Genomic DNA, 24769 nt, shown 5'->3' with positions numbered 1-24769 from the left:
GGGCGGACCACGTGATCGTTCCGCGGTGGGACGACGGGTGCGGGCGCCAGCCGTAGCGTCGGGATCATGACCAGCGTGCTCCGCCTCGACGGCGTCGACCGCAGCTTCGGCGGCCGTCAGGTGCTCAAAGACGTCTCCTTCGACGTGACCGCCGGGCGCATGACCGGGTTCGTCGGCGGCAACGGCGCCGGCAAGACCACCACCATGCGCATCATCCTCGGCGTGCTCGCCCCGGACGCCGGGCAGGTCACCTGGCGGGGACACCGGCTCACCCGGGAGGACCGGGCCCGGTTCGGCTACATGCCCGAGGAACGCGGCCTCTACCCGAAGATGACGCCCCGCGAGCAGGTGGTCCACCTCGGCCGCCTGTACGGGCTGGACGCCGCCGGGGCGCGCCGCCGCACCGACGCGCTGCTGGAGCGGGTCGGTCTCGGCGAGCGGGCCGACGACCTGCTGGAGACGCTGTCGCTTGGCAACCAGCAGCGCGCGCAGATCGCCGCCGCGCTGGTGCACGACCCGGAGGTGCTGATCCTGGACGAGCCGTTCTCCGGGCTCGACCCGCTCGCCGTCGACATGGTGGTCGCGGTGCTGCGGGAACGTGCCGCCGCCGGAGCGCCGGTGCTGTTCTCCAGCCACCAGCTCGACGTGGTGGAGCGGCTCTGCGACGACCTGGTGCTCATCGCCGGCGGGACGATCCGGGCCGCCGGCGCCCGCGAGGAGCTGCGCGCCGCGTACACGTTGCCCCGGTTCTCGCTCGTGGTGGACGGCGACGCCGGCTGGCTGCGGGACCAGCCCGGCGTGCGGCTGGTCGACCTCGACGGCGCGCGCGCCGTGTTCGAGGTGGACCCGCCCGCCGACGACCAGGCGGTGCTGCGCGCGGCGCTGGAACGCGGCCCGGTACGCGCGTTCGGCCCGGTCACCCCGTCCCTCGCCGAGATCTTCCGAGAGGTCAACCAGTGAACACGTTCCAGGCCACCCGGCTGGTCGCGGCCCGCGAGATCAAGGTCAAGGTCCGCGACAAGACGTTCCTCTACAGCACGCTGATCTTCCTGCTGCTCGCCGTCGTGGCCACCGTGGTGCCTGCGATGCTGAGCAGCGGCCCGTCCACGGTGGCGGTGACCGCGGCCGGCGCCGAACCGCTGCGCGCGGCCGGGCTGGACGTCCTGCTGGTCGCCGACGACGGCGCCGCCGAGCAGGCGGTACGCGACGGCGACGCGGACGCCGCGGTGGTGGCCGGTCCGGTGGTGGTCGCCGACGAGCGGGCCCCGGACGACGTGGTCGCCGCGCTCAGCGCGGCCCCGCAGGTGAAGCTGCTGGACCCGGACGCGGTGGATCCACTCGTCGCGTACCTGGTGCCGTTCGCCTTCGCGTTCGTCTTCTTCTTCATGTCCCAGACGTTCGGGTTGCAGATCGCGCAGAGCGTCACCGAGGAGAAGCAGACCCGGATCGTGGAGATCCTGGTGGCCGCCGTGCCGGCCCGGGCGCTGCTGGCCGGCAAGATCCTCGCCGCGGGCGCGCTGGCGCTGGGGCAGATCACGCTGATCGCGGCCGTCGCGCTGATCGGGATGCGCCTGACCGACGGCGGTGACCTGCTGGGCCTGATCGCGCCCGCGATCGGCTGGTTCGTGCCGTTCTTCCTGTGTGGCTTCCTGCTGCTGGCGGCGATGTGGGCGGCGGCCGGCGCGCTGGTGAACCGGCAGGAGGACATCGCCGGGGCGTCCACCCCGGTGCAGCTCGCCGTGATGGCGCCGTTCTTCGCGGTGGTGTTCCTCAACGACAACGCCACCGCGATGCGGGTCCTGTCGTACCTGCCGATCTCCGCGCCCACAGCGATGCCGGTACGGCTGTTCACCGGTGACGCGGCGACGTGGGAGCCGTTCGTGTCGCTGGCGCTGCTGCTGCTCGCGGCGGCCGGGTTCCTGCTCGCCGGGGCCCGGGTCTACGAGGGCTCGCTGCTGCGCACCAACGGGCGGACCTCGGTGCGGGCGGCGTGGCGGCAGCGCGAGCCGATCGGCTGACGACGGCATACGCCGAGCGCCGGCCACCCCGCAGCGGGGAGCCGGCGCTCGGCACGTCGGACCGGGGTCAGCCGACCGCGGCCATCACCTCGTCGGACACGTCGAAGTTGGCGTAGACGTTCTGCACGTCGTCGCAGTCCTCCAGCACGTCGATCAGCTTGAAGATCTTGCGCGCGCCCTCCTCGTCCAGCGGCACGTTCACGCTGGGGATGAGGGAGGACTCGGCCGACTCGTACTCGATGCCGGCGTCCTGCAGCGCGGTGCGGACCGCGATCAGGTCGCCCGGCTCGGACACCACCTCGTACGCCTCGCCGAGGTCGTTGACCTCCTCCGCGCCCGCGTCGAGCACTGCCATCATCACGTCGTCCTCGGTCGTGCCGCCCTTGGGGACGATCACCACCCCCTTGCGGGAGAACATGTACGACACCGAGCCGGCGTCGGCCAGCGAGCCGCCGTTGCGGGTCAGCGCGGTGCGCACCTCGGTGGCGGCACGGTTGCGGTTGTCGGTGAGGCACTCGATCAGCATCGCCACGCCGTTCGGGCCGTAACCCTCGTACATGATCGTCTGCCAGTCTGCGCCGCCGGCCTCCAGGCCGGAGCCGCGCTTGACCGCGCGGTCGATGTTGTCGTTCGGGACCGAGTTCTTCTTCGCCTTCTGGATGGCGTCGTAGAGAGTCGGGTTGCCGGCCGGGTCACCACCGCCGGTACGGGCGGCCACCTCGACGTTCTTGATCAGCTTGGCGAACATCTTGCCGCGCTTGGCGTCGATGACCGCCTTCTTGTGCTTGGTCGTCGCCCACTTTGAGTGGCCGGACATCTGTTACCTCCGTTGCTACCCGCCGTCTGCATCGACCGCACCACACGCCCCGCTCCCCCGCCGGCGCACGCCGACGCCGAGGTGCCGTGATCTCTGCTGGGAGCCGCGGCGGGCTGATGGCCCTGCCGAATCTCGGCAATCCTACCGGCGGGGGCCGGGTCACTGTCACGCGCCGCACGGCAGCGGCCCGCCCCGGGCCGCCCGAACCGGCACAATCAGGGACGGACCGGCCGCTCAGCGGCTCGCCCGGACCAGTTCCACGAAGTGGCGGTGCAGGCGCAGGTCGCCGGTCAGCTCCGGGTGGAACGAGGTGGCCAGCAGGTTGCCCTGCCGTACCGCGACGATCCGGTCCGCGGCCGGGCCGTCTGTCACCCGGCCGAGCACCTCGACGTCGGGGCCGACGCGCTCGACCCACGGCGCCCTGATGAACACGGCGTGGAACGGGCCGCCGTCGACGCCGGTGAGCGCCACCGGCGCCTCGAACGAGTCGACCTGACGGCCGAACGCGTTGCGCCGCACCGTCATGTCGACGCCCGCGAAGCCGCGCTGGTCCGGGCGGCCGTCCAGCACCTCGACGGCCAGCATGATCATGCCGGCGCAGGAGCCGTAGACCGGCATGCCGGCGGCGATCCGCTTGTCGATCGGCTCGCGCATCTCGAAGATGTCCACCAGCTTGCTGATCGTGGTCGACTCGCCGCCGGGCACCACCAGGCCGTCGACCGGGTCCAGCTCGCCCGGGCGCCGCACCGGCCGGGCGTCGGCGCCCGCGCCGGTCAGCGCCGCGACGTGCTCGCGTACGTCGCCCTGCAGCGCGAGCACGCCGATCACCGGTACGGTCACGCCGCTCCTCCCGGGGTGTTAACAAGGGGCCCCGCCTCTACCGGAGGCGTTAACAGGGGGCCCTTCCTTTCGCTCACCAGCCGCGCTCGGCGAGGCGGTGCGGCTGCGGGATCTCGTCGACGTTGATGCCGACCATCGCCTCGCCCAGCCCGCGCGACACCTTGGCCAGCACGTCCGGGTCGTCGTGGAACGTGGTCGCCTTGACGATCGCGGCGGCCCGCTGCGCCGGGTTGCCGGACTTGAAGATGCCCGAGCCGACGAAGACGCCCTCGGCGCCGAGCTGCATCATCATGGCCGCGTCGGCGGGGGTAGCGATGCCGCCCGCGGTGAACAGCACGACCGGCAGCTTGCCCTGCTCGGCGACCTCCTTGACCAGCTCGTACGGGGCCTGCAGCTCCTTGGCCGCCACGTACAGCTCGTCGTCGGGCAGCGACTGGAGCCGGCGGATCTCCTGCCGGATCTTGCGCATGTGGGTGGTGGCGTTGGAGACGTCACCGGTGCCCGCCTCACCCTTCGAGCGGATCATCGCGGCGCCCTCGGTGATCCGGCGCAGCGCCTCGCCCAGGTTCGTCGCGCCGCACACGAACGGGACGGTGAACGCCCACTTGTCGATGTGGTTGGCGTAGTCGGCCGGGGTCAGCACCTCGGACTCGTCGACGTAGTCGACGCCGAGCGCCTGGAGGATCTGCGCCTCGACGAAGTGGCCGATGCGGGCCTTGGCCATCACCGGGATCGAGACGGCGGAGATGATGCCGTCGATCATGTCCGGGTCGCTCATCCGGGACACCCCGCCCTGCGCGCGAATGTCGGCCGGCACCCGCTCCAGCGCCATCACGGCCACCGCGCCGGCGTCCTCGGCGATCTTCGCCTGCTCGGGGGTGACCACGTCCATGATCACACCGCCCTTGAGCATCTCGGCCATGCCGCGCTTGACGCGGGCGGTGCCGACGGCGGTGGCGGGGGTCGGGGCTGCGGACTCAGACACGGGACATCGCTCCTCGGCGTGCTCGGGAGGTGACTGCGCAGGAATGCTACGACCGTCGCGACGCCGCTCCGAGCGCCAATCGAACCCCCGGTGGCCTGCCGTGTGGCCCCGGTCACGACCGGCGGTCAGCCGGTGGTCACGTCCGCCGGGGAGGCCAGCGTGGGATCGTCGATGTCGAAGTAGCGGGGCCACTCCCGCCCCCGCCCCATCCGGAACAGCCGCACCACCGGGCGGCTGCGCGCCGAGCGGGCGTCCCGGACCAGGTCGGTGTGCACCTGCCGGGCCAGCGCCAGCCGGCGGCTCGCCGCGATCACCGCCGCGCAGCCCGGGTCGTCCGGGTCCAGCCGCACCGCCCGCAACTGCCGGGTCAGGTCGTTCTCGGCCGCCTCGCGCTCCTCCGGGGCGGCGTCGAGCGCGATCCGGGCGGCGGCGTACAGCTCCACGCCGTACCGCTGCTCGGCCAGGACCGCGGCGGCGGCCGCGCGGCGCAGCAGGTGCGCCTCCAGCGCGCGGGCCGCCGAGTCCGCGCGGACCTGCAGCCGCTGCACCCGGCCGGAGGTCCAGATCAGGTACGCCGAGACCAGCCCGAGCACACCGACCGCGCCCACCACCCACCACATGCCCGGCATCGTAGTGCTGCTCCTCATCCCGCCCGCCCGGCGCGGGGCACCGGTCGACGCGCTCGTCACAGCGGCCGCAGCGGCCACCCCGGTCAGCCCAGTCCCGCCCACTCCTGGTCCATGACCCGGCCGTCGGTGGCCTCGATCGCGGCTGCGTATACCTCCAGAACACGGCGGGCAACCACGGGCCAGTCGAAATTCGCCACCACCTGGTCGCCGCAGGCGGTCAGCCCGGCGCGGCGGCCGGCGTCGTCGAGCAGCTCGGACAGCGCGCCGCCCAGCGCCGCCGCGTCGCCGGTCGGGAACAGCCGCCCGGCCCGGCCGCCGTCGAGCACCCGGCGGAACGCGTCCAGGTCGCTGGCGACCACAGTCGTCCCGGCGGCCAGCGCCTCGGTGAGGATCATCCCGAAGGATTCCCCGCCGGTGTTCGGTGCGACGTACAGGTGCACGCTGCGCAACATGCGTGCCTTGTCCGCCTCGGAGACCAGGCCGAGGAACGTGACCCGGTCGCGCAGGGCGGCCGGGAACCGCCCGTACAGCTCGTCGGCGTCGCCCGGCCCGGCGACCAGCAGGCGCAGCCCGGGGCGGTGCGGCGCGAGCGCGACGAACGCGTCCCGCAGGATCGGGAAGCCCTTGCGCGGCTCGGTGAACCGGCCCAGGAAACCCAGCGTGCCGCCGGTGCCCGGCGCGCACTCCCCCGGCCAGCCGGGCAGCGGCGGCACCCCGGCGAACTTCGCCACCGCCACCCCGTTGGGGATCTCCACCGCGCCGCCGTCCATGTGCTCGACCTGCACCTTGCGGGCCAGCGCGCTCACCGCGATCCGGGCGGTGATCCGCTCCAGCACGATCTGCAGCGCGCCCTGCGCGGCCGACAGCACCCGGGAACGGGTCATCGCGGTGTGGAACGTGGCCACCACCGGGCCGCGGGCGCAGAGCACGGCCAGCATCGACAGGCTCGGCGTGAGCGGCTCGTGCACGTGCAGCACGTCGAAGTCGCCCCGGGTGATCCAGCGCCGCACCCGGGCGGTGGAGACCGGGCCGAACGCGATCCGGGCCACCGACCCGTTGTACGGCAGCGGCACCGCCCGCCCGGCCGACACCACGTACGGCGGCAGCGCCGAGTCCTCGTCGGCCGGCGCCAGCACGCTCACCTCGTGGCCGAGCCCGAGCAGCGCCTCGGCCAGGTCCATGACGTGGTTCTGCACCCCGCCCGGCACGTCGAACGAGTACGGGCACACGATGCCGATACGCACTGCGCCCTCCCCCTAGACCGTCCCGGTGGTGGCCGGCGGCGCCGCCGACGTGGGCGTACCGTCCCGGCCCTGGTCCAGCCACATCCGCTGCAACATGTGCCAGTCTTGCGGATGCCGGGCGATGCCCGCCGCCAGACCGTCGGCAATCCGCTGCGTCACCGCGCGGACCCGCTCGTCCAGCGGGGCGCTGTCCGGGTCCGGCAGCGGCAGCGGGCCATCGATCGACGCGCACGCCGCGTCCGGCTCGTACCACATCGAGGCCACGTAGAGCGGCGCGCCGGTGCGGATCGCCAGCAGCGCCGGCCCGGCCGGCATCCGGGTCCGGCCGCCGAAGAAGTCGACCTCCACGCCCCGGGCCGACAGGTCCCGGTCGGCCAGCAGCGGCACCACATAGCCGGCGCGCAGCCGGTCCACCAGCACGTCGAACGCGGGACGCGGGCCGCCGGTGTTGGGCAGGATCTCCATGCCCAGCCCTTCCCGGAACCCGACGAACCGCTCGTAGACGCCGTCCGGGAGCCGCTCGGCCACCGTGGTCATCGGCCAGCCGGTGGCCGCCACCCAGGCGCCGGCCGCGTCCCAGTTGCCGGCGTGCGGCAGCGCCACCACCGCGCCCCGCCCGGCCGCCACGTCGGCGGCGAGCAGTTCCTGCCCGTCCAGGCGGAACCCGGCGAGGATCTGCGCCCGGCTCAGGCCGGGCAGCCGGAACGCCTCCATCCAGTACCGGGCGTACGAGCGCAGGCCCTCGCGCACCAGCGCGTCCAGCTCCGCGTCGGGCAGTTCCGGGCCGACCACCCGGCGCAGGTTGGCGCGCAGCCGGCGCGTACCCCCGCCGTCCTTGCGGTGGGCGCGGTCGGCGCCCGCCCGGAAGGCCGCGGCCGCGACGGGCCGGGGCAGCGCCCGGATCAGGCGCCAGCCCGCGACGAAGCCCGCCTCGGTGAGGTTCACTCGACGCCGACCTGCTGGGCCTGGCGGTACACGTGGGCCATCCGCTGCCCGACGGTGAAGATCGAGACGGCGGCGAGCAGCCAGAGCGCGATCTCCAGCGCCAGCGGTACGCCGAGGCCGGTGAGCAGGCCGCCGACGCCGACGATGAGCAGCCGCTCGGTGCGTTCGGCGATGCCCACGTTGCAGGTCATCCCGAGGCCCTCGGCGCGGGCCTTGACGTAGGAGACCAGCCCACCCGCGGCCAGGCAGATCAGCGCCGCCGCCACGCCCGAGTAGTCGTGCTCGGTGGCCAGCCAGTACGCGACCGCGCCGAACACCGCGCTGTCGGCGACCCGGTCCATGCTCGAGTCGAGGAACGCCCCGAACCGGGTGGACCCGCCGCTCATCCGCGCCATCGTGCCGTCGAGCAGGTCGGTGAGGGCGAAGACCGTGACGATCAGCGCGCCGGCGACCAGATGGCCGCGCGCGCCGAAGCCGAGCGCGCCGACGAGCACGCCGACGGTGCCGGTCACGGTGACCGCGTTGGGGGACACGCCCGCACGCAGCAGCGCACGGGCGATCGGCTCCACGACGCGGGTCATGCCCGCGCGGGCCGTCACTTGGAAGATCTTCGCCATGGCGGTCCCACGATAACGGCCCGCAACCGCCGGGGACACAGCCGGGCACACGACCCGCCCGACGGCCCTTGTGCCCGCCCCCGTGCGGGTGTGAGATCGAGCCAGGAGGTGAGCCAGTTCACCGGATCACCGGTCCGCGTTCCCGGCCAGCAGGAGATCACCGGAAGATATCGCCGCGGCGCCCGTCCCGGGTCCGCTCCCCCGTCGCCCGCGGCGGTCGCCACCACCACCGGTTGAGGGAGGTGCGCCGCGATGGCGCAGAAGAACGAGAAGGGTGTCACCGGCGGCGCGCCGGTGGTGACCGAGCCCGGCAGGGTTCGCAACGTGGTGCTCGTCGGGCACTCCGGCGCCGGCAAGACGACTCTCGTCGAGGCGCTGCTGGCGGCCAGCGGCACGATCGGCCGGGCCGGCGCCGTCACCGAGGGCACCACCGTCTGCGACCACGACCCCGCCGCCGTACGGCAGCAGCGCTCGGTCAGCCTGGCCTGCGCGCCGCTGGTGCACCGCGACGTCAAGGTCAACCTGCTGGACACGCCGGGCTACGGCGACTTCGTCGGCGAGCTGCGCGCCGGGCTGCGCGCCGCCGACGCGGCGCTGTTCGTGGTCTCCGCCGTCGACGGCATGGACGCCGCCACGGCCGCCCTGTGGGAGGAGTGCGCCGCCGTCGACATGCCCCGCGCGGTGGCGGTCTCCCGGCTGGACCACCCGCGGGCCGACTTCGACGAGGCGGTGGCGCTGTGCCAGCGCGTCTTCGGCGACAACGTGCTCCCGCTCTACCTGCCCATGCTCGGCGACGACGGCGAGTCGGTGGCCGGCCTGATGGGGCTGATCACCCGCCGGGTGTACGACTACTCGGCCGGGCTGCCGCCGGAGGTACGCGAGCCGGACCCGGAGCACCTGCCGGCCATCCAGGAGTCCCGCAACGAGCTGATCGAGGGGATCATCGCCGAGAGCGAGGACGAGACCCTCATGGACCGCTACCTCGGCGGCGAGGAGATCGACCCCGAGGTGCTCATCACCGACCTGGAGACCGCTGTCGCCCGCGGCCACTTCTACCCGGTGGTGCCGGTCTGCGCGGAGACCGGCGTGGGCCTGGACGCGCTGCTCGACGGCCTGGTCGCGGCGTTCCCGTCGCCGCTGGAGCACGACCTGCCGGCGGTCACCGGCGTGGACGGCTCGCCCCGCCCGCCGCTGACCTGCGACCCGGACGGCCCGCTCGTCGCCGAGGTGGTCAAGACGACAGTCGACAGGCACGTCGGGCGGGTCTCGCTGGTGCGCGTCTTCTCCGGCACGCTCCGCCCCGACCAGGTCATCCACGTGTCCGGTCACGGCATGGCCGAGCGCGGCCACCCCGACCACGACGCCGACGAGCGGGTCGGCCACGTCTACACCCCGCTGGGCGCGACGCTGCGCGAGGTGGCCGCCTGCGTCGCCGGTGACCTGTGCGCGATCACCAAGTCGGGCAGCGCGGAGACCGGCGACACCATCTCGGCCAAGGACGACCCGCTGCTGGTCGCGCCCTGGGAGATGCCCGAGCCGCTGCTGCCGGTGGCGATCGTGGCGCGCAGCCGGGCCGACGAGGACGCGCTGGCCCGCAACCTGTCCCGGCTGGTCGCCGGTGACCCGACGCTGCGGCTGGAACGCAACGCGGAGACCCACCAGCTGGTGCTGTGGTGCATGGGCGAGGCGCACGCCGACGTGGTGCTCGACCGGCTGCGCGGCGGCGGGGTCGAGCTGGACACCGAGCCGGTCCGGGTGCCGCTGCGCGAGACGTTCGGCGCCGCCGCGCGCGGGCACGGTCGGCACGTCAAGCAGTCCGGCGGCCACGGTCAGTACGCGGTCTGCGACATCGAGGTGGAGCCGCTGCCCCGGGGCGCCGGCTTCGAGTTCGTCGACCGGGTGGTCGGCGGCGCGGTCCCGCACAACTACATCCCGTCGGTGGAGAAGGGTGTACGGGCCCAGATGGAACGCGGCCTGGTCGCCGGCTACCCGGTGGTGGACCTGCGGGTGACGCTCGTGGACGGGAAGGCGCACAGCGTCGACTCCTCCGACGCCGCGTTCCAGACCGCCGGCGCGCTGGCGCTGCGTGACGCCGCCGAGAAGGGCCAGCCGACCCTGCTGGAGCCGGTCGACGAGATCACCGTGCGGGTGCCGGACTCGTCGGTCGGCGCGGTGATGGGCGACCTGTCCGGGCGGCGCGGCCGGGTGCTCGGCACCGAGCCGGACCCGGACGCCGAGGGCCGCACGCTGGTCCGCGCCGAGGTGCCCGCCACGGAGCTGCTGCGGTACGCGGTGGAGCTGCGCTCGATGACGGCCGGCACGGGCACGTTCCGCCGCGAGTTCGCCCGCCACGAGCCCATGCCCGCCCACCTGGCCGACCAGGCCCGCAAGGAGTCCACCTCCCACTGACCCCGCCCGCCCCGCCCACCCGCGGCGGGGTCAGGGGCGGACGGCGGGGACCGGGGGCATCGGCCAGTGGGGGCGGTCGGCGTCCCGGAGGGCTGCCGAGCGTACCGCCGCCAGCTGCCGCTCCACCTCGGCGAAGTGGTCCGGGGCGAGCGGACCCCAGCTCAGCGCTGCCGCGTTCTCCTCGACCTGGGCGACGGTACGGGCGCCGGGGATCGGCACCGCGCGGTCGCTGCGCGCCCAGATCCACCCGATCGCCCCCTGGGCGAGGGTACGGCCGTCGGCGGTCAACGCGTCGCGGACGGCGGCGACCCGGCGCAGCCACTCCGGCGCGGGCCGGCCGCTGCGGAACCACTCCAGCCAGGTCGGCCCGAGTCCGCGTACGTCGTCGCGGGGCAGCGTCGACTCCGGCGTGTACTTGCCGGTGAGCAGCCCCATCCCGAGCGGTCCCCGGGCCAGGCTGGCCAGGTCGTGCTTGTCGCAGGCGTCGAGCATGGCCGGGGCGTCGCGGAGCACCGACAGCGCGTGCTGCACGGCGGCGGCGCCCCGGGCGACCTGGGCGAACGCGGCGGCCCGGTCGGCCCGGTCGGTACTCCAGCCGTACCCCCGGATCAGGCCGTCGTCCATCAGGTCGTCGAGCGTGCCGATGAGCGCCTCGGCCCGGGGCAGCGGCAGGTCACCGAGGTGCAGCTGGTAGAGGTCGATGTGGTCGGTGCCCAGCCGGCGCAGCGAGTCGGTCACCGCCCGGCGCAGGTAGTGCGGCGAGGCGTTCTCCCCGGTGGCCTGCCGGGCGCTCTCGTCGAACGTGTAGCCGAACTTCGTGGCGATCACCGCCTCGCCGCGCCGCCCGGCGAGCGCCCGGCCGAGCACCCGCTCGCCGTGCCCGGCGCCGTACGTGTCGGCGGTGTCGAACAGCGTGACACCGAGGTCGAGCGCGCGGCGGATCGCGCGTACCGACTCGTCGTCGTCGACCTGGCCCCAGCCCAGCGGGCGGGCGCCCTCGGCCCAGGGGCCGCCGATGGCCCAGCACCCCATACCGAGGGCGCTCACCTCGATGCCGCTGCGCCCCAACTGTCGCTTGTCGACTGCCACCGCCGCATCCTGTCATCTTCCCGGCGATCGCGGGCCGGTTCGTAGCCGAAGAGTCCGTGCGCGATCACGCCGCGTGATGCCAGGCGGTGGACGGTCGCGGTGAACGCGATATGCCTGAGAGTCATGAATATGCCTCTGAGGCATATCGGTCCGAGGTCATCCCTCCCGATCCGGCTCTGCGGAGGAACGCCGCCGCCCGGCGAGCCGTCAGCGGGCGTAGGCCAGCAGCACCGGCTCGTCCTGGCCGGACCAGGTGCCGGTGAGCCCACCGGAGCCCGGCACCTCGGCCGGTACGGGCCGCCGGACCACCGCCAGCTCGACATCCCCGACCCGGACCACCGTCACGCCGCCGTCACCCGGGCCGGCCGAAACCGAACCCGTCGACACCGCACCAGCCGACACCGCACCAGCCGAAGCCGGACCCGTCGGCACCGGACGGCCGGTACGGCTGCCGGTCAGCGTCATGCTCGCCGGACGCATCTCACGCTTGCCGTCGACCTCGAAATACTCCTCGGCCTGGCCGGCGTCGGCGAGCACTGCGGCAGCAAGCAGCGGCGGGTACACCGGGTCGCCGCAGGCGTCGTACACCCAGCGGCGGCCGAGCACCGAGTGCTCGACGAGACCCACGAGGAAGTCGTCCGCCCCGGCCAGCGGCGCGCCCCGGTAGGTCAGCGGCACCTGGAGCACCGGGCCGTCACCGGCGCGCACGAGCAGCGTCTCGACGCCCACCTCACCGGCCGGATCGTCGAACCGGTACGCCGCGACCCGGGTGACCTCCGCGCCCGCCTCCCCGGCGAACCAGGACCGGCCGGGCAGCCAGGGTACGAGCAGCTCCAGTTTCGAGGGGCGCAGTTCCGCGCGGTGCAGGAGAGCCATGCGCAAGATCGTACTGTCGGAACGGGCCGGCGTCAGGCCGCCGCCCACGCCTTGGCGAGCAGCTCCCGGGTGTCGGCGAGCAGCTGCGGCAGCACCTTCGTCCGGCCGATCACCGGCATGAAGTTGGCGTCGCCGCCCCAGCGCGGCACCACGTGCTGGTGCAGGTGCGCGGCGATGCCCGCGCCCGCCACGCCACCCTGGTTCATGCCCAGGTTGAAGCCGTGCGCGCTGGAGACGTGCCGGACCACCCGCATGGCGGCCTTGGTGAACGCGGCCAGCTCGACCGTCTCCGGCTCGTCCAGCTCGGTGTAGTCGGCCACGTGCCGGTAGGGGCAGACCAGCAGGTGCCCGGGGTTGTACGGGTAGAGGTTGAGCACCGCGAAGACGTGCTCGCCCCGGGCCACCACCAGGGACTCCTCGGCCGGCAGCCCGGGCGCGAGGCAGAACGGGCAGCCGGCCGGCTTCTCGTACCCGCCCTCGGGCCGGTCCTCGCCGGAGATGTAGGTCATCCGGTGCGGCGTCCAGAGCCGGTCCAGCCCGTCCGCCAGACCGTTGTCGCCGCCGTACCCGGTGTCCCGCTCCGCCCCTGTCACACCGGCGATCCTACGATCCGGCCCGCTCGGCGGCAGGACCGGCGTTGGTGCGCGACTCCACCACCTCGCGCACGTGCGCGACCGCCTCGTCGATCGGCACGCCGTTGCGCTGCGAGCCGTCCCGGTAGCGGAACGAGACGGTGCCGGCGGCCACGTCGTCGTCCCCGGCGATCACCATGAACGGGATCTTCTGCTGCTGCGCGTTGCGGATCTTCTTCTGCATCCGGTCGTCGCCCAGGTCCACCTCGGCCCGGACGCCGTGCCGGCGCAGCGTCGCGGCGAAGTCGACCAGGTAGTCGCCGTGCTCCTCGCGGATCGGGATGCCGACCACCTGCACCGGCGCCAGCCAGGCCGGGAACGCGCCCGCGTAGTGCTCGGTGAGCACGCCGATGAACCGCTCGATCGACCCGAACTTGGCGCAGTGGATCATCACCGGCTGCTGCCGGGTGCCGTCGGCCGCCTGGTACTCCAGCCCGAAGCCCTTCGGCTGGTTGAAGTCGTACTGAATCGTCGACATCTGCCAGGTCCGGCCGATGGCGTCCTTGGCCTGCACGGAGATCTTCGGGCCGTAGAACGCCGCGCCGCCCGGGTCCGGCACCAGCTCCAGCCCGGTCTCCAGCGCGCACTGCTCCAGCACGGCGGTAGCGGTCGCCCAGTCCTCGTCGGACCCGACGAACTTGTCCGGCTTCGAGTCGTCGCGGGTCGACAGCTCCAGGTAGAAGTCGTCGATGCCGAAGTCGCGCAGCAAGCTGAGCACGAAGCCGAGCAGGTGCTTGATCTCGGCCGGCGCCTGCTCCTTCGTGCAGTAGGAGTGCGAGTCGTCCTGGGTGAAGCCGCGCACCCGGGTCAGGCCGTGGATGACGCCCGACTTCTCGTACCGGTAGACCGTGCCGAACTCGAACAGCCGCAGCGGCAGCTGCCGGTAGGACCGCCCGCGCGACCGGTAGATCAGGTTGTGCATCGGGCAGTTCATGGCCTTGAGGTAGTAGTCGCTGCCCTCCATCTCCATCGGCGGGAACATCGTGTCCTTGTAGTAGGGCAGGTGTCCCGACGTGTGGAAGAGCCCTTCCTTGGAGATGTGCGGCGTCCCGACGTAGTCGAAGCCCTCCTCGACGTGCCGCGCCCGGACGTAGTCCTCCATCACCCGCTTGAGCACGCCACCCTTGGGGTGGAAGACCGGCAGGCCGGAGCCAATCTCGTCGGGGAAGCTGAACAGGTCGAGGTCCGCGCCGAGCTTGCGGTGGTCGCGGCGGGCGGCCTCCTCCAGGAGCTTCAGGTACGCCTTGAGCTCGTCGCGGGTCGGCCACGCGGTGCCGTACACGCGCTGCAGCTGCGGGTTTTTCTCCGACCCGCGCCAGTACGCGGCGGCCGAGCGCATCAGCTTGAACGCGCCGATCAGCCGGGTGTTCGGCAGGTGCGGGCCGCGGCACAGGTCCGACCAGCAGACCTTGTCCTCGTTCGCGGCGAGGTTGTCGTAGATGGTCAGCTCGCCGCCGCCCACCTCCATCACCTCGGAGGAGTCCAGCCCCTCCCCCTTGACCTCGATCAGCTCCAGCTTGAACGGCTCGGCGGCCAGCTCGGACCGCGCCTCGTCCAGGTCGGCGAACCGGCGGCGGCGGAACCGCTGGCCGGACTTGACGATCTCCTGCATGCGCTTCTCGAGCTTGGCCAGGTCGTCCGGCTGGAACGGCTTGTCGACGCCGAAGTCGTAGTAGAAGCCGTTCTCGATCGGCGGGCCGATGCCGAGCTTCGCCTCCGGGAAGACGTCCTGCACCGCCTGGGCCAGCACGTGCGCGGTGGAGTGGCGCAGCACGTTCAGCCCGTCCGGGCTGTCCAGCGCGACCGGCTCGACCGCGACCTCCTCGGCCGGACGCCAGTCCAGGTCGCGCAGCTGGCCCTGCGGATCGCGGACCACCACGATCGCCTTCGGCCCGCTCATCGGCAGGCCGGCCGCGGCCACCGCGTCGGCCGCCGTGGTCCCGGCGGCGACGACGACGGGGTCGGCCACGACGGGGGTACGGGGTGCGGACACGGTGACTCCTAGTCGTCGACGGTACGGATCGGCCGGTGACCGGCCCCTGCGATGCTATCGGTCGCCCCGAGGCGTGCCGTCGCCGACGCCGCTGCCCGCCGGCAACGAGTTCGGCCCGCGTTGAACCTTTTCGCCCCGCCGCCCGAACTACCAGGTGGGGCCGGAGCCGGACCGGCCCCGGTCGAGATGGATGGGGGCCACGATGAGGATGATTCGTCAGGGCCGGTGGGCGGCGGCGCTGCTGGCCGCCGCGCTCGCCGGAGCGGTGAGCTGGCCGGGCGCGGCGAGCGCGGCCGGGGTGACGGTCACGACCTCACCCGCCGAGGTACGCCAGGGCGACGCGATCCAGCTGTCTGTGGTGGTGCCGGCGGACCGCCCCGGCACCCGCACCACGAAGATCGAACTGACCATGCCCCCGGACGCCCCGATCGGCGAGGTGTACCCGCTGTCGGTGCCGGACTGGGCGCCGACCATCACCACCCGCACCCTGGACCAGCCGGTCCCCGGCATGCACGCGGCCGAACTGAACCAGGTGACCCATTCGGTGACCTGGCTGCGGGTGCCCGGCACCGGCGCCGGAGCGGCCCGGCTGCCGCTCGGCATGGGTCCGATGCCCGCCACCGACCGGCTCACGTTCACAGTGACCCAGACGTACGCCGACGGCACCGTCGTGCAGTGGGCCGACCCGGCGGGCGGCAAGCACCCGGCGCCGACCGTCGACCTGCTGCCGCCGCTGCCGGGCACCATGACGCACAACGGCGACCCCGGCACGAACGGCGGCGCGCACGGCGGTCACGGCGCGGCGGGCGGAGCCCAGGGCGGGGTGCAGGGCGGTGCTCAGAACGGTGCCCCGAACGGCGCGCCGACGGCCGGCACGGTCGACGACGGGCCGAGCGCGGACCTGCTGCTCGGCGGCGGCCTGCTCGCCGGACTGGCCGGCGGCGCGGCGATCGGCTGGCTGCTCAGCCGCCGCCGGCGCGACGCCATGACCCTGCCGCTCGACGACACCACCGCGGCCCCCGACAGCCGCACACCTCCCGACGCCACCGCGACCCAAGACAGCGTGCCCCGCGTCGGCAACGCGGCCCTCGAGAGCGCGACCTCCGAAGCCGTCACCGCCGGCACCGCCTCCTCGCGCCCCTGACCGCCGCCCGCCCAGAAAGCGGGAGCACCGCGAGACCACAGTAGATCTTGGTACGGAACGGCCCCCAGGAGGGCCGTCCCGTACCAAGATCTCGGACTCCTACGGCGGCGGACCGCGAGCGCGGGTGCGGGTGGGAGGGGTCAGGCGGGGGTGGTGACCCAGCCGGGAAGGGGCTCGCGCGCGGTCAGCCAGTCCTGCGGCACGCCGCCGGGCCCGCCGACCCCGGTGTACGCGGCAACGATCCCGCCCACGATCGCGGCTGTGGTGTCCACGTCGCCGCCCGCCTCCACGCAGACGCGGATCGCGGCGGGATAGTCGTGCAGCAGCGTGGCCGCCACCCAGAGCGTGAACGGCACGGTGTCCTGCGCGGTGACCCGGGATCCGTTGCCGAGCGCGTCGGCCGCCTCGACGGCGGGACGACCGAGCAGCGTGGCGGCCCGGCGTACCCCCTGGTGCACCTCCCCGGCCGGGTCGAGCGCCCCGGCGACGGCGCTGAGCAGCCGGGCCGGCTCGGGCCGGCCGCCGTCGAGGCGGGCGCGGGCGGCGAGCGAGGCGGCGACAGCGACCGCCACCGCGCCGGCGACGCCCTCCGGGTGGGCGTGGGTCACCTCGGCCGACGCCCGGGCCTGCTCGGCGGCGCGCCGGGTGGAGTCGGCGTGCCAGGCGCCGAGCGGCGCGACCCGCATGGCCGCGCCGTTGCCGCAGGAGCCCTGCCCGTCGAACGCGGACGCGGCGGCCACCGGCCACGGCGTGCCGGTACGGATCAGCCGCAGCACCCTCACCGCGCCTGGCCCGTACCCCCGGTAGGGCTCGCAGCGCTGCGCGAACGCCAACGCCAGCCGGTCCCTGTCGATCCGTGCCCCGGCAGCCAGTTCGGCCACCACCGAGCAGGCCATCTCGGTGTCGTCGGTCCACTCCCACGGCGGCGCGGGCAGCCGGCCGGCGGCGAGGTCGTCCGGGCGCCGGCCGGGAACGAAGAACTGGGAGCCGAGGGCGTCGCCCACCGACAGGCCGGCCAGCGCGTCGCGGGCGAGCGTGAGGCGGGTGTCGGGGAAGAGCGTGAACGTCATCGCCGTCCCAGCTTGCCCGCTTCGCCGGACCGCCGCAACGCGACCGGCTTGCCACGACGAGTACGGTGCTGACGTGGCAACCGTCCTGCTGGTCGAAGACGACCACGTCGTGCGCGGCGCCATGCTGCGGTCGCTCACCGACCGGGGGCACGCGGTGCACGCCGTCGGCACCGCGCTCGACGCGCTGCGCCGGGTCGCCGCCGAGACACCGGATTTGGTGGTGCTCGATCTCGGTCTGCCCGACCTGGACGGCTCGGACGCGCTGCGCATGCTGCGTGGCATCACCGACGTGCCGATCATCATCGCCACCGCCCGCGACGACGAGCAGTCGGTGGTGCGTCTGCTGCGCGCCGGGGCGGACGACTACATGGTCAAGCCGTTCACCGGCGCACACCTGGACGCCCGGATCACCACTGTGCTGCGGCGGGCCGGGCGGGCCAGCCGTACCGTCGCGCCGGCCGTGCACACGGTCGGCGGCCTGCGGGTCGACGTGGGTGAGCGCAGCGCGGTGCTGGACGGGGAACCGCTGGCGCTGACCCGTAAGGAATTCGACCTGCTGGCGTATCTCGCCGCGCGTCCCGGCCGGGTAGTGTCCCGGCGGGAACTCTTGGAGGAGGTATGGCGGCAGCCATCGGTCGGCGAGGACCAGACCATCGACGTGCACCTGTACTGGCTCCGCCGCAAAATGGGCGAGTCCGCGGCGAAGCCGCGCTACCTGCGCACCGTGCGGGGGGTCGGCTTCCGGCTGGTGGCGCCGGACTGAGGCTGACGCTGGCCGGGCTCACCGCCGGCATGTGCGGCCTGATCGCGCTCGCCTTCCTCGTCCCGCTCGGGCTCACCCTCGCCGACCGGGCCCGGGAGGCGGAACTGGCCGACGCCGCGCGTCGCGCCGCGCTGGTGACCGGCGCCCTGGCGGTGAGCACCGACACCGCTGCTGTCGAGCGGGCGGTGGCCGCCGCGGCCGGCGACGACCCGGCGCTGCGCCCGGTGGTGCACGGCATCGGGGCGGACGAGTCCGCCGGCCGGGCCGACGCGGCAGCTCTCGCCGACGCCGCCGCGCAGCGGCGTTCGGTGGTGACCGAGGTGGACGGCGGGGTGCTGCGGCTGGACCCGGTGGTGCTCGGCGAGCGGGTCGCCGTGGTGGAGGTCTTCGTACCCGACGAGGCGCTCGACGAGGGCGGGGGCCGCTGGCTGTTGCTGCTCGGGATTGCGCTGGCGCTGGTCGGCGCGGCGGTGGTGGTGGTCGACCGGGTGGCGGCCCGGGCCGTGGACGCCACCGGCGACCTGGTCAAGGCGGCGCTCGCGGTGGGTGACGGCGAGCTGGGGGTACGGGTCGAGCCGACCGGACCGCGCGAGCTGGCCGAGGCCGGGCACGCGTTCAACCGGATGACGGAACGGCTGGTGGCGTTGCGTGCCGACGAGCACGAGCTGGTCGCCGACCTGTCGCACCGGCTGCGGACGCCGTTGACCGCGCTGCGGCTGGACGCCGAGGCGCTGGAGTCCGACGACACGAGCATCGGCACGTTCAGTGAGGCGGAGCTGGACCGGCGGCGTGGCATCCGGCGTATCCGGCAGGCGATCGTCACGCTGGAGGGCGAGGTCGACCAGCTGATCAAGACGACCCGCAAGGCGGTGAGCCAGGAGTCGGCGCCGGCGTCGTGCGACGTCAGCGAGGTGGTGCGGGACCGGATGGTGTTCTGGTCGGCGCTGGCCGGGGACCAGAACCGCCCGCACCGGGTGGTCGGTGCGCAGTTGCGCATCCCGGCGCCGGTGCCGCGCGCCGAGCTGGCCGCCGCGCTGGACGCGGTGATCGGCAACGTGTTCCGGTACACGCCGCAGGGCACCGCGTTCGAGGTGGCGGTGAGCCGCCGGGACGGCTGGGTGGCGATCCGGATCGACGACGCCGGGCCGGGCATCCCGAACCCGGACCGGGCGCTGCGCCGGGGCGAGAGCGACCAGGGCTCCACCGGGCTCGGGCTGGACATCGCCAAGCGGGTCGCGTTGCAGGCCAACGGTTCGGTGAGCATCGACCGGGCCCGGCTGGGCGGGGCCAGCGTGGTCATGTTGCTGGCCGACCCGGACGCGGCGCCCCGGCCGGTGAACCGGTTCGGGCTGGTCGGACGGATGGCCCGGGACGCCCGCGAGCCGCGTGCCGGGCGGCGCTGGCCGCGTCCGCGCTGACGCCTTGACTGTGGGCCGGCGCAAGTTCTCCTTAAAGGTGGTTTAACGACGGCCGGGAAACCGCCGTGAACTGCCAGGATTACCGACAGAACCCATCAGTTCCGTCGGCCGGGACGCCCCGTAACACCTTTCGGCCGACGGATCGGTGCGCGCGGCGGGAGTTCGGTCCCCCCACACCTCGCTCCCGTCGCGCGCTCTCCCGTCGTTCCGGGCGAGGTGACCGTCATGACGCCGACCGTCGGCCGTCTGCTCCGCTGGGCCGCCGTGATCGGCCTGGGCATCGCCCTCACGCTCGCCTTCTGGCAGGACCCGGTGCTCGCCCACGGCCCGGTCCGGCCCGCGGCTGTCGCATCAGGTCCGGCCGCCGCGCTGTCCGCGCTGGCCCTGGCCGGGGTGATGCTGACCGCGCGGCGTCGGCCGCCCCGGGGCTCCCGGCGGCCGACGCCGGTACGGCCGCTCAGCGTGCCGCGCTCACCCGGTACGCGTCGATCTCGGCGCTGATCCGGGCCTGCTCGGCCGGGGGCAGGAACGCAGCGGCGACCGCGTCGCGGGCCAGCGCGGCGACGCCGTCCGGACCGAGTCGCAGCAGCCTGGCGGCCACCGCGTACTCGTCGTTGAGCGTGGTGCCGAACATCGGCGGGTCGTCGGAGTTGATGCTGACCGGCACGCCGGCCTCGACGACCCGGGGCAGCGGGTGCGCGTCGATGCTCGGCACGGCCCGGGTGCGCACGTTGGAGGTCGGGGAGATCTCCAGCGGGATCCGCCGCTCGGCCAGGTAGGTCAGCAGCGCCGGGTCCTGCACGGCGGAGATGCCGTGGCCGATCCGCTCGGCGCCCAGTTCGCGCAGCGCGTCCCAGATCGTCTCCGGGCCGGTGGTCTCGCCGGCGTGCGGCACCGAGCGCAGCCCGGCCGCCCGCGCCTGGTCGAAGTACGGCTTGAACTGCGGCCGGGGCACGCCGATCTCGGGGCCGCCGAGGCCGAAGCTGATCAGCCCGTCGGGTCGTTCGTCGAGCGCGATCCGCAGCGTCTGCTCGGCGGCGGGCAGGCCGGCCTCGCCGGGGATGTCGAAGCACCAGCGCAGCGCGATGCCGAAGTCGGCCTCAGCGCGTTTGCGGGCGTCCTCGATGGCCTCGCAGAACGCCGGCGCCGGGATGCCCCGGTTCACGTGCGAGTACGGCGTGACGGTCAGCTCGGCGTACCGGACCTGCTGGCGGGCCAGTTCCCGGGCGACCTCGTGGGTGAGCAGCCAGACGTCGTCGGCGTCGCGGATCAGGTCCACCACGCTGAGGTAGACCTCGATGAAGTGGGCGAAGTCGCGGAACGCGAAGTAGTCGGCGAGCGCCTCCGGGTCGGCCGGCACCGGGCTGCGCCCCTCGTGCCGGGCGGCCAGCTCGGCGACGATCCGGGGCGAGGCGGAGCCGACGTGGTGCACGTGCAGCTCCACCTTTGGTAGTCCGGCGATGAAGGTGGGCAGGTCGGTCACGAGTTCTCCTCTGCGCGGGCGCCGGTGCGGGCCACCATGAAGATCCGGCGGAACGGGAAGTACACCTGACCCTGCCGCACCGGGTACGCCTGCGCGAGCCGTACCCCCAGCTCGGCGCGGAAGGCGGCCCAGCCGGCGGCGTCCAGCGCGGCGCGGACCGGGCGCAGCGCCGTGCCCTCCATCCAGGCCAGCACCGGGTGGTCGGCGCCGGTGGCGGGCAGCAGATGCACGTACGTAGTCTCCCAGGCGTCGACCGCGCAGCCCGCGCCGGTCAGCAGCGTGGCGTAGCCGACGGGTTCGTCGACCGGCGCCTCGCGCAGCTTGCCGGCGAGCGCGTCGCGCCACGGTTCCCGCGCGGCGACGGAGCGCAGCAGCCGGTGCGACGGCGCGTCGAAGTTGCCCGGCACCTGGAACGCCATCCAGGCGCCGGCCGGCAGTGCGTGCGCCCAGCGGCGGAGCAGGTCGCGGTGTTCCGGCACCCACTGGAGCACGGCGTTGCCGACCAGCACGTCGACGTCGGGCTCGGGCCGCCAGTCGCGGACGTCGGCGACGGCGTAGCCGACCGGTCCGCTCTCGGCGCTCGCCCGGGCGATCATCTCCGGGGAGGAGTCGAGGCCGGTGACGCGGCTGCCGGGCCAGCGGCCGGCGAGCGTGGCGGTGAGCGTGCCGGGGCCGCAGCCGAGGTCGACCACGGCACGCGGGTACTCGGCGCCGACGCGGGCCAGCAGGTCGTGGAACGGCCGGGAGCGCTCGTCGCCGTAGCGCAGGTAGGTGCGCGGATCCCACATGACAGCCTCCAAACCGTACGTACGTCTTGTTAGACCGTACGGCCCGCCGCGCGCCACGGCAAGCGGCTCACTAGGCTCGGCCGGGTGGAACAGCGCAGCTTCGACCGGCTCGGCCGGCACGTCGGCATCATCGGACTCGGCGCGTGGCAGCTCGGCGCGGACTGGGGCGAGGTCAGCGAGGACGCGGCGCTCGCCGTGCTGGCCGCCGCCGTCGACGCGGGCGTCACCTTCCTGGACACCGCCGACGTGTACGGCGACGGCCGCAGCGAGGCGCTGATCGGCCGGTTCCTGCGCTCCCGCCCCGGACACGGGCTCACCGTGGCCACCAAGATGGGCCGACGGGTGGAGCAGACGCCGGAGGCGTACACACTCGACAACTTCCGGGCCTGGACCGACAGGTCCCGCGCCAACCTCGGCGTCGACACGCTCGACCTGGTGCAGTTGCACTGCCCGCCCACCGCCGTCTTCGCCGACGACCGGGTCTTCGACGCCCTCGACACGCTCGTCGCCGAGGGGCGCGTGGCCGGGTACGGCGTCAGCGTGGAGACCTGCGACCAGGCGCTCACCGCCATCGCCCGGCCCGGGGTGGCGAGCGTGCAGATCATCCTCAACGCGGTCCGGCACAAGCCGCTGGAGCAGGTGCTGCCCGCCGCCGCTGCCGCCGGGGTCGGGATCATCGCCCGGGTGCCGCTGGCCAGCGGCCTGCTCTCCGGCCGCTACGACGAGAACACCACGTTCCCGGCGGACGACCACCGCACGTTCAACCGGCACGGTGAGTCGTTCGACGTCGGCGAGACGTTCTCCGGCGTCGACTACGACCTGGGCCTGGCCGCGGTGCGCCGGCTCGCGCCGCTGGTCGGCGACGACCGCACGATGGCGCAGTTCGCGCTGCGCTGGATCCTCGACCAGCCGGGCGTGACGGTGGTGATCCCCGGCGCCCGCTCCCCCGAGCAGGCGCGGCGCAACGCGGAGGCAGCCGGCCAGCCGGCACTGACCGACGTGGAGCTGGCCGCGGTGCGGGCCGCCTACGACGAGCTGATCCGCCCGCAGGTGCACGACCGGTGGTGAGCCGGCCGGTCGGCGCGGCGTCGCCGGCCGCCCGCGCCGCCGGGCATGCTGGAGCGGAACTGTCGTCGTCGGAGGGGGAACGATGAGGGGCTGGTTCCGGCTCACAGTGGGGCTGCTCGCCGTGGTGCTGGGTGCGCTGTGGACGGTGCTCGGGCTCGGGTATGTCGAGGGCAGCGCGCTGAGCGACGAGCGGCTCTGGGCGTACGTGGGCGCGGTGCTGATCCTGATCGGACTCGTCGGGCTGTGGTGGGGCATGCGTGCCCGCCGCTGAGGAGCCGGGCAAGGCGAAGCCCCGCCTCCCGTACGGGATGCGGGGCTTCCGGCACCGGCCGGCGCGGCCGGTGCGGTCAGCTCAGATGGGGCGGACCTGCTCGGCCTGCGGACCCTTCTGACCCTGGGCGATCTCGAACTCCACCCGCTGGTTCTCCTCCAGCGTGCGGTAGCCGCTGGTCTGGATGGCCGAGAAGTGGACGAACACGTCAGCACCCCCGCCGTCGACGGTGATGAAGCCGAAGCCCTTGTCAGCGTTGAACCACTTCACGGTTCCCTGCGCCATGTGTATCTCCTTCTAAAACTGGCGGCCGAGCACGCCGTGCGGCCGATTGGCCGTTTTCGAGCAGCGGCGCCTGAGGCGGCCCCCAGTACCGGAGACTTCTCTCAACCCACGCGTCTCTCAACAGCGTGAGACAGCAAACCACGTACGCAAAAACTTCGCACAGCCTAGCGGACGAAATTCTCCGACATGTGACCTGAAGGTCGCGCCGACGCCGCTGCGCGGCCCCGCCGAAGCCATGCGAAAGGCCCCTTTCCCGCGCTCGGGAAAGGGGCCTTTCCGGCCTTTCGTCAGTCCGGCCAGCGACCGGTCAACCGGCGCACGCCCACCGCTCCACCTCGGTCGACGGCGGCCCGCACCACCGAGAAGATGGCGCCCTGCAGCGCTGCGGCGGCGAGCACCTCGCCCCAGCGGCGGTCCTCGTCGGTGGCGCTCGGCGCCTCGCCGTCGCCCGCTGTCAACTTCCAGACCTGGCGGAAGATCACGCCGGCGACGGTACCGGCGGCCAGGCCGAGCAGCACCCCCACCGGTTTGTACGCCGCCTTGCCGATCTTCCCGCTCACCTGCGCCTCCCTCGGACGATCGCCAGCACCACCACCGTCACCAGGGCCCCGGCCGCGACGGCCGCCCACGGCAACGGGTTACGCCCGACCGCCTCACCCTTCTCGTACGCCTGCGCCCGGACCAGCCGGGCCCGCTCCGCCGCCCGCCCGCGCACCCGGGCCGCGGTCAGCGACGCCTGCTCGCGCATCCGCGCCTTCGCCGCCTCGGCGGAGTGCCGCACCAGCGCCTTCGGGTCGGCCCTGGCCGCGAGCAGCTCCATCGTCTCACCGAGTTCCACCCGGGTCCGGCGGATCTCCTCCCGGAGCGCCGCCACGTCCCCGGTTCCGTTGCCGGTCATGCCCGTCTCCCGTCCTTCACCGCGGCGGTGACCGTGTCGACGTCCGCCCGCACGCTACGGACGGCCGCCTCGGGCACCGGCGGGACGGCACGGCTGACCTGCTTCTTGCCCACGAGCGCCAGGATCCCGGCGAGCAGGAACAACGCCACCGCCACGATCAGGGCCGCCAGCCACGCCGGCATGACCAGCGCCAGCAGCAGGATCACGGTGGCGACCAGGGCGCCGGCGCCGTAGAGCGCCATCACCCCGCCGCCGCCGAACAGACCGATCCCGATCCCGGCGTGCTTGCCCTTCTGGGTCAGTTCCGCCCGGGCCAGCGCCAGCTCGTCCCGTACCAGACGGGTGACCTGCTCGGTGGCGCGCTGGACCAGTTCCGCGGTGGACGGCTCGTTCCCGGTCCGGGACGTGCTGCGACTCGCGACGTCAGCCATGCTGTCCTCCTTTCGTCATCACCGCGCTGTATGCCCGGAGTCGCCGCCCGTCAATC

General features: G+C 73.8%; 27 protein-coding genes. 9 read left to right on the top strand and 18 right to left on the bottom strand.

Features of this window, described 5'->3' with window-relative positions:
* The first annotated feature begins 66 nt into the window (after positions 1 to 66).
* Together PVK74_RS02125 and PVK74_RS02120 are read left to right on the top strand one after the other, a co-directional pair.
* Positions 67 to 960 (top strand): ABC transporter ATP-binding protein, encoded by an 894-nt coding sequence (locus tag PVK74_RS02125; RefSeq protein ID WP_043324996.1) that lies wholly within the window; start codon positions 67 to 69, stop codon positions 958 to 960.
* Positions 957 to 2018, top strand: a complete 1062-nt coding sequence (locus PVK74_RS02120) for an ABC transporter permease (RefSeq protein WP_113973161.1) — start codon at positions 957 to 959, stop codon at positions 2016 to 2018. The genes PVK74_RS02125 and PVK74_RS02120 overlap by 4 nt, the downstream gene beginning before the upstream one ends.
* A 67-nt stretch (positions 2019 to 2085) precedes the next feature.
* Here the strand turns inward: PVK74_RS02120 and PVK74_RS02115 are convergent, their stop codons facing one another.
* The 7 genes from PVK74_RS02115 to pgsA form a co-directional block, all read right to left on the bottom strand.
* Positions 2086 to 2835 carry a YebC/PmpR family DNA-binding transcriptional regulator gene (locus PVK74_RS02115; RefSeq protein ID WP_043324998.1) on the bottom strand — a complete coding sequence of 250 codons (750 nt, stop codon included), beginning with the start codon at positions 2833 to 2835 and terminating at the stop codon, positions 2086 to 2088.
* Positions 2836 to 3069: 234 nt separating this feature from the next.
* Entirely contained in the window at positions 3070 to 3675 is a 606-nt protein-coding gene (gene pdxT / locus PVK74_RS02110) for a pyridoxal 5'-phosphate synthase glutaminase subunit PdxT (RefSeq protein ID WP_274478038.1), read from the bottom strand.
* Positions 3676 to 3748: 73 nt separating this feature from the next.
* Positions 3749 to 4660, bottom strand: coding sequence for a pyridoxal 5'-phosphate synthase lyase subunit PdxS (gene pdxS / locus PVK74_RS02105; protein WP_043325000.1), 912 nt, complete (start codon positions 4658 to 4660; stop codon positions 3749 to 3751).
* 125 nt (positions 4661 to 4785) lie between these two features.
* The gene (locus PVK74_RS02100; RefSeq protein ID WP_043325001.1) at positions 4786 to 5289 is read right to left on the bottom strand and encodes a hypothetical protein; all 504 of its coding nucleotides are present in this window, start codon (positions 5287 to 5289) and stop codon (positions 4786 to 4788) included.
* A gap of 83 nt (positions 5290 to 5372) precedes the next feature.
* Positions 5373 to 6533 (bottom strand): glycosyltransferase family 4 protein, encoded by a 1161-nt coding sequence (locus PVK74_RS02095; protein ID WP_124779022.1) that lies wholly within the window; start codon positions 6531 to 6533, stop codon positions 5373 to 5375.
* A gap of 12 nt (positions 6534 to 6545) precedes the next feature.
* Positions 6546 to 7478 (bottom strand): phosphatidylinositol mannoside acyltransferase, encoded by a 933-nt coding sequence (locus tag PVK74_RS02090; protein WP_064448893.1) that lies wholly within the window; start codon positions 7476 to 7478, stop codon positions 6546 to 6548.
* Positions 7475 to 8095: a phosphatidylinositol phosphate synthase gene (gene pgsA, locus PVK74_RS02085; RefSeq protein ID WP_043325003.1), complete on the bottom strand. Its 621-nt coding sequence runs from the start codon at positions 8093 to 8095 to the stop codon at positions 7475 to 7477. The genes PVK74_RS02090 and pgsA overlap by 4 nt, the downstream gene beginning before the upstream one ends.
* Before the next feature lie 252 nt (positions 8096 to 8347).
* Between pgsA and PVK74_RS02080 the strand changes: the two genes are divergently transcribed.
* A complete protein-coding gene (locus tag PVK74_RS02080) occupies positions 8348 to 10504 on the top strand; it encodes an elongation factor G-like protein EF-G2 (protein WP_166456349.1) in 2157 nt (718 codons plus the stop codon).
* Positions 10505 to 10534: 30 nt separating this feature from the next.
* Here PVK74_RS02080 and PVK74_RS02075 read toward each other — a convergent pair whose 3' ends face one another.
* The 4 genes from PVK74_RS02075 to thrS form a co-directional block, all read right to left on the bottom strand.
* On the bottom strand, positions 10535 to 11536 hold the full coding sequence (locus tag PVK74_RS02075) for an aldo/keto reductase (RefSeq protein WP_274479237.1): 1002 nt from the start codon (positions 11534 to 11536) through the stop codon (positions 10535 to 10537).
* 264 nt (positions 11537 to 11800) lie between these two features.
* Positions 11801 to 12469, bottom strand: a complete 669-nt coding sequence (locus PVK74_RS02070; RefSeq protein WP_274478036.1) for a CG0192-related protein — start codon at positions 12467 to 12469, stop codon at positions 11801 to 11803.
* Between the two features lie 32 nt (positions 12470 to 12501).
* Positions 12502 to 13062, bottom strand: a complete 561-nt coding sequence (locus PVK74_RS02065; RefSeq protein WP_043325006.1) for an HIT family protein — start codon at positions 13060 to 13062, stop codon at positions 12502 to 12504.
* A 10-nt stretch (positions 13063 to 13072) separates the two neighbouring features.
* Complete coding sequence (gene thrS / locus PVK74_RS02060) at positions 13073 to 15094, bottom strand: threonine--tRNA ligase (RefSeq protein WP_043325007.1); 2022 nt, start codon at positions 15092 to 15094, stop codon at positions 13073 to 13075.
* A gap of 202 nt (positions 15095 to 15296) precedes the next feature.
* On the opposite strand from thrS, the gene PVK74_RS02055 reads away from it, so the two are divergent.
* Positions 15297 to 16238, top strand: a complete 942-nt coding sequence (locus tag PVK74_RS02055; RefSeq protein ID WP_274478035.1) for a YcnI family protein — start codon at positions 15297 to 15299, stop codon at positions 16236 to 16238.
* A gap of 140 nt (positions 16239 to 16378) precedes the next feature.
* On the opposite strand, the gene PVK74_RS02050 is transcribed toward PVK74_RS02055, so the two are convergent.
* A complete protein-coding gene (locus PVK74_RS02050) occupies positions 16379 to 17308 on the bottom strand; it encodes an ADP-ribosylglycohydrolase family protein (RefSeq protein WP_274478034.1) in 930 nt (309 codons plus the stop codon).
* 73 nt (positions 17309 to 17381) lie between these two features.
* Between PVK74_RS02050 and PVK74_RS02045 the strand changes: the two genes are divergently transcribed.
* From PVK74_RS02045 to PVK74_RS02035, 3 genes are all read left to right on the top strand, one after another.
* Positions 17382 to 18071, top strand: coding sequence for a response regulator transcription factor (locus PVK74_RS02045; protein WP_064448739.1), 690 nt, complete (start codon positions 17382 to 17384; stop codon positions 18069 to 18071).
* Between the two features lie 29 nt (positions 18072 to 18100).
* Positions 18101 to 19489, top strand: a complete 1389-nt coding sequence (locus PVK74_RS02040; protein WP_176722905.1) for a HAMP domain-containing sensor histidine kinase — start codon at positions 18101 to 18103, stop codon at positions 19487 to 19489.
* Between the two features lie 225 nt (positions 19490 to 19714).
* A complete protein-coding gene (locus PVK74_RS02035) occupies positions 19715 to 19990 on the top strand; it encodes a hypothetical protein (RefSeq protein WP_113973165.1) in 276 nt (91 codons plus the stop codon).
* On the opposite strand, the gene PVK74_RS02030 is transcribed toward PVK74_RS02035, so the two are convergent.
* Positions 19947 to 20972: an adenosine deaminase gene (locus tag PVK74_RS02030; protein ID WP_274478033.1), complete on the bottom strand. Its 1026-nt coding sequence runs from the start codon at positions 20970 to 20972 to the stop codon at positions 19947 to 19949. The genes PVK74_RS02035 and PVK74_RS02030 overlap by 44 nt on opposite strands.
* A complete protein-coding gene (locus PVK74_RS02025) occupies positions 20969 to 21760 on the bottom strand; it encodes a trans-aconitate 2-methyltransferase (protein WP_209961139.1) in 792 nt (263 codons plus the stop codon). Before PVK74_RS02025 ends, PVK74_RS02030 begins: the two co-directional genes overlap by 4 nt.
* 84 nt (positions 21761 to 21844) lie before the next feature.
* Here PVK74_RS02025 and PVK74_RS02020 point away from each other — a divergent pair, with 84 nt between their 5' ends.
* Both PVK74_RS02020 and PVK74_RS02015 read left to right on the top strand, forming a co-directional pair.
* Positions 21845 to 22828: an aldo/keto reductase gene (locus PVK74_RS02020; RefSeq protein ID WP_064448742.1), complete on the top strand. Its 984-nt coding sequence runs from the start codon at positions 21845 to 21847 to the stop codon at positions 22826 to 22828.
* An 82-nt stretch (positions 22829 to 22910) separates the two neighbouring features.
* The gene (locus PVK74_RS02015; protein ID WP_043325011.1) at positions 22911 to 23099 is read left to right on the top strand and encodes a hypothetical protein; all 189 of its coding nucleotides are present in this window, start codon (positions 22911 to 22913) and stop codon (positions 23097 to 23099) included.
* Positions 23100 to 23180: 81 nt separating this feature from the next.
* Here PVK74_RS02015 and PVK74_RS02010 read toward each other — a convergent pair whose 3' ends face one another.
* From PVK74_RS02010 to PVK74_RS01995, 4 genes are all read right to left on the bottom strand, one after another.
* Positions 23181 to 23384 (bottom strand): cold-shock protein, encoded by a 204-nt coding sequence (locus tag PVK74_RS02010; protein ID WP_007075740.1) that lies wholly within the window; start codon positions 23382 to 23384, stop codon positions 23181 to 23183.
* 287 nt (positions 23385 to 23671) lie between these two features.
* Positions 23672 to 23944: a DUF4235 domain-containing protein gene (locus PVK74_RS02005; protein WP_043325012.1), complete on the bottom strand. Its 273-nt coding sequence runs from the start codon at positions 23942 to 23944 to the stop codon at positions 23672 to 23674.
* Positions 23941 to 24282 carry a DUF3618 domain-containing protein gene (locus PVK74_RS02000; RefSeq protein WP_043325013.1) on the bottom strand — a complete coding sequence of 114 codons (342 nt, stop codon included), beginning with the start codon at positions 24280 to 24282 and terminating at the stop codon, positions 23941 to 23943. Before PVK74_RS02000 ends, PVK74_RS02005 begins: the two co-directional genes overlap by 4 nt.
* Positions 24279 to 24713, bottom strand: a complete 435-nt coding sequence (locus PVK74_RS01995; protein WP_043325014.1) for a phage holin family protein — start codon at positions 24711 to 24713, stop codon at positions 24279 to 24281. Before PVK74_RS01995 ends, PVK74_RS02000 begins: the two co-directional genes overlap by 4 nt.
* Positions 24714 to 24769 lie beyond the last annotated feature (56 nt).

Source organism: Micromonospora chalcea (genome assembly GCF_028768405.1).
GTDB lineage: Bacteria > Actinomycetota > Actinomycetes > Mycobacteriales > Micromonosporaceae > Micromonospora > Micromonospora chalcea.
The sequence above is the reverse complement of the archived record's forward strand: the minus strand, read 5'-3'. Positions and strand labels throughout refer to the sequence as shown.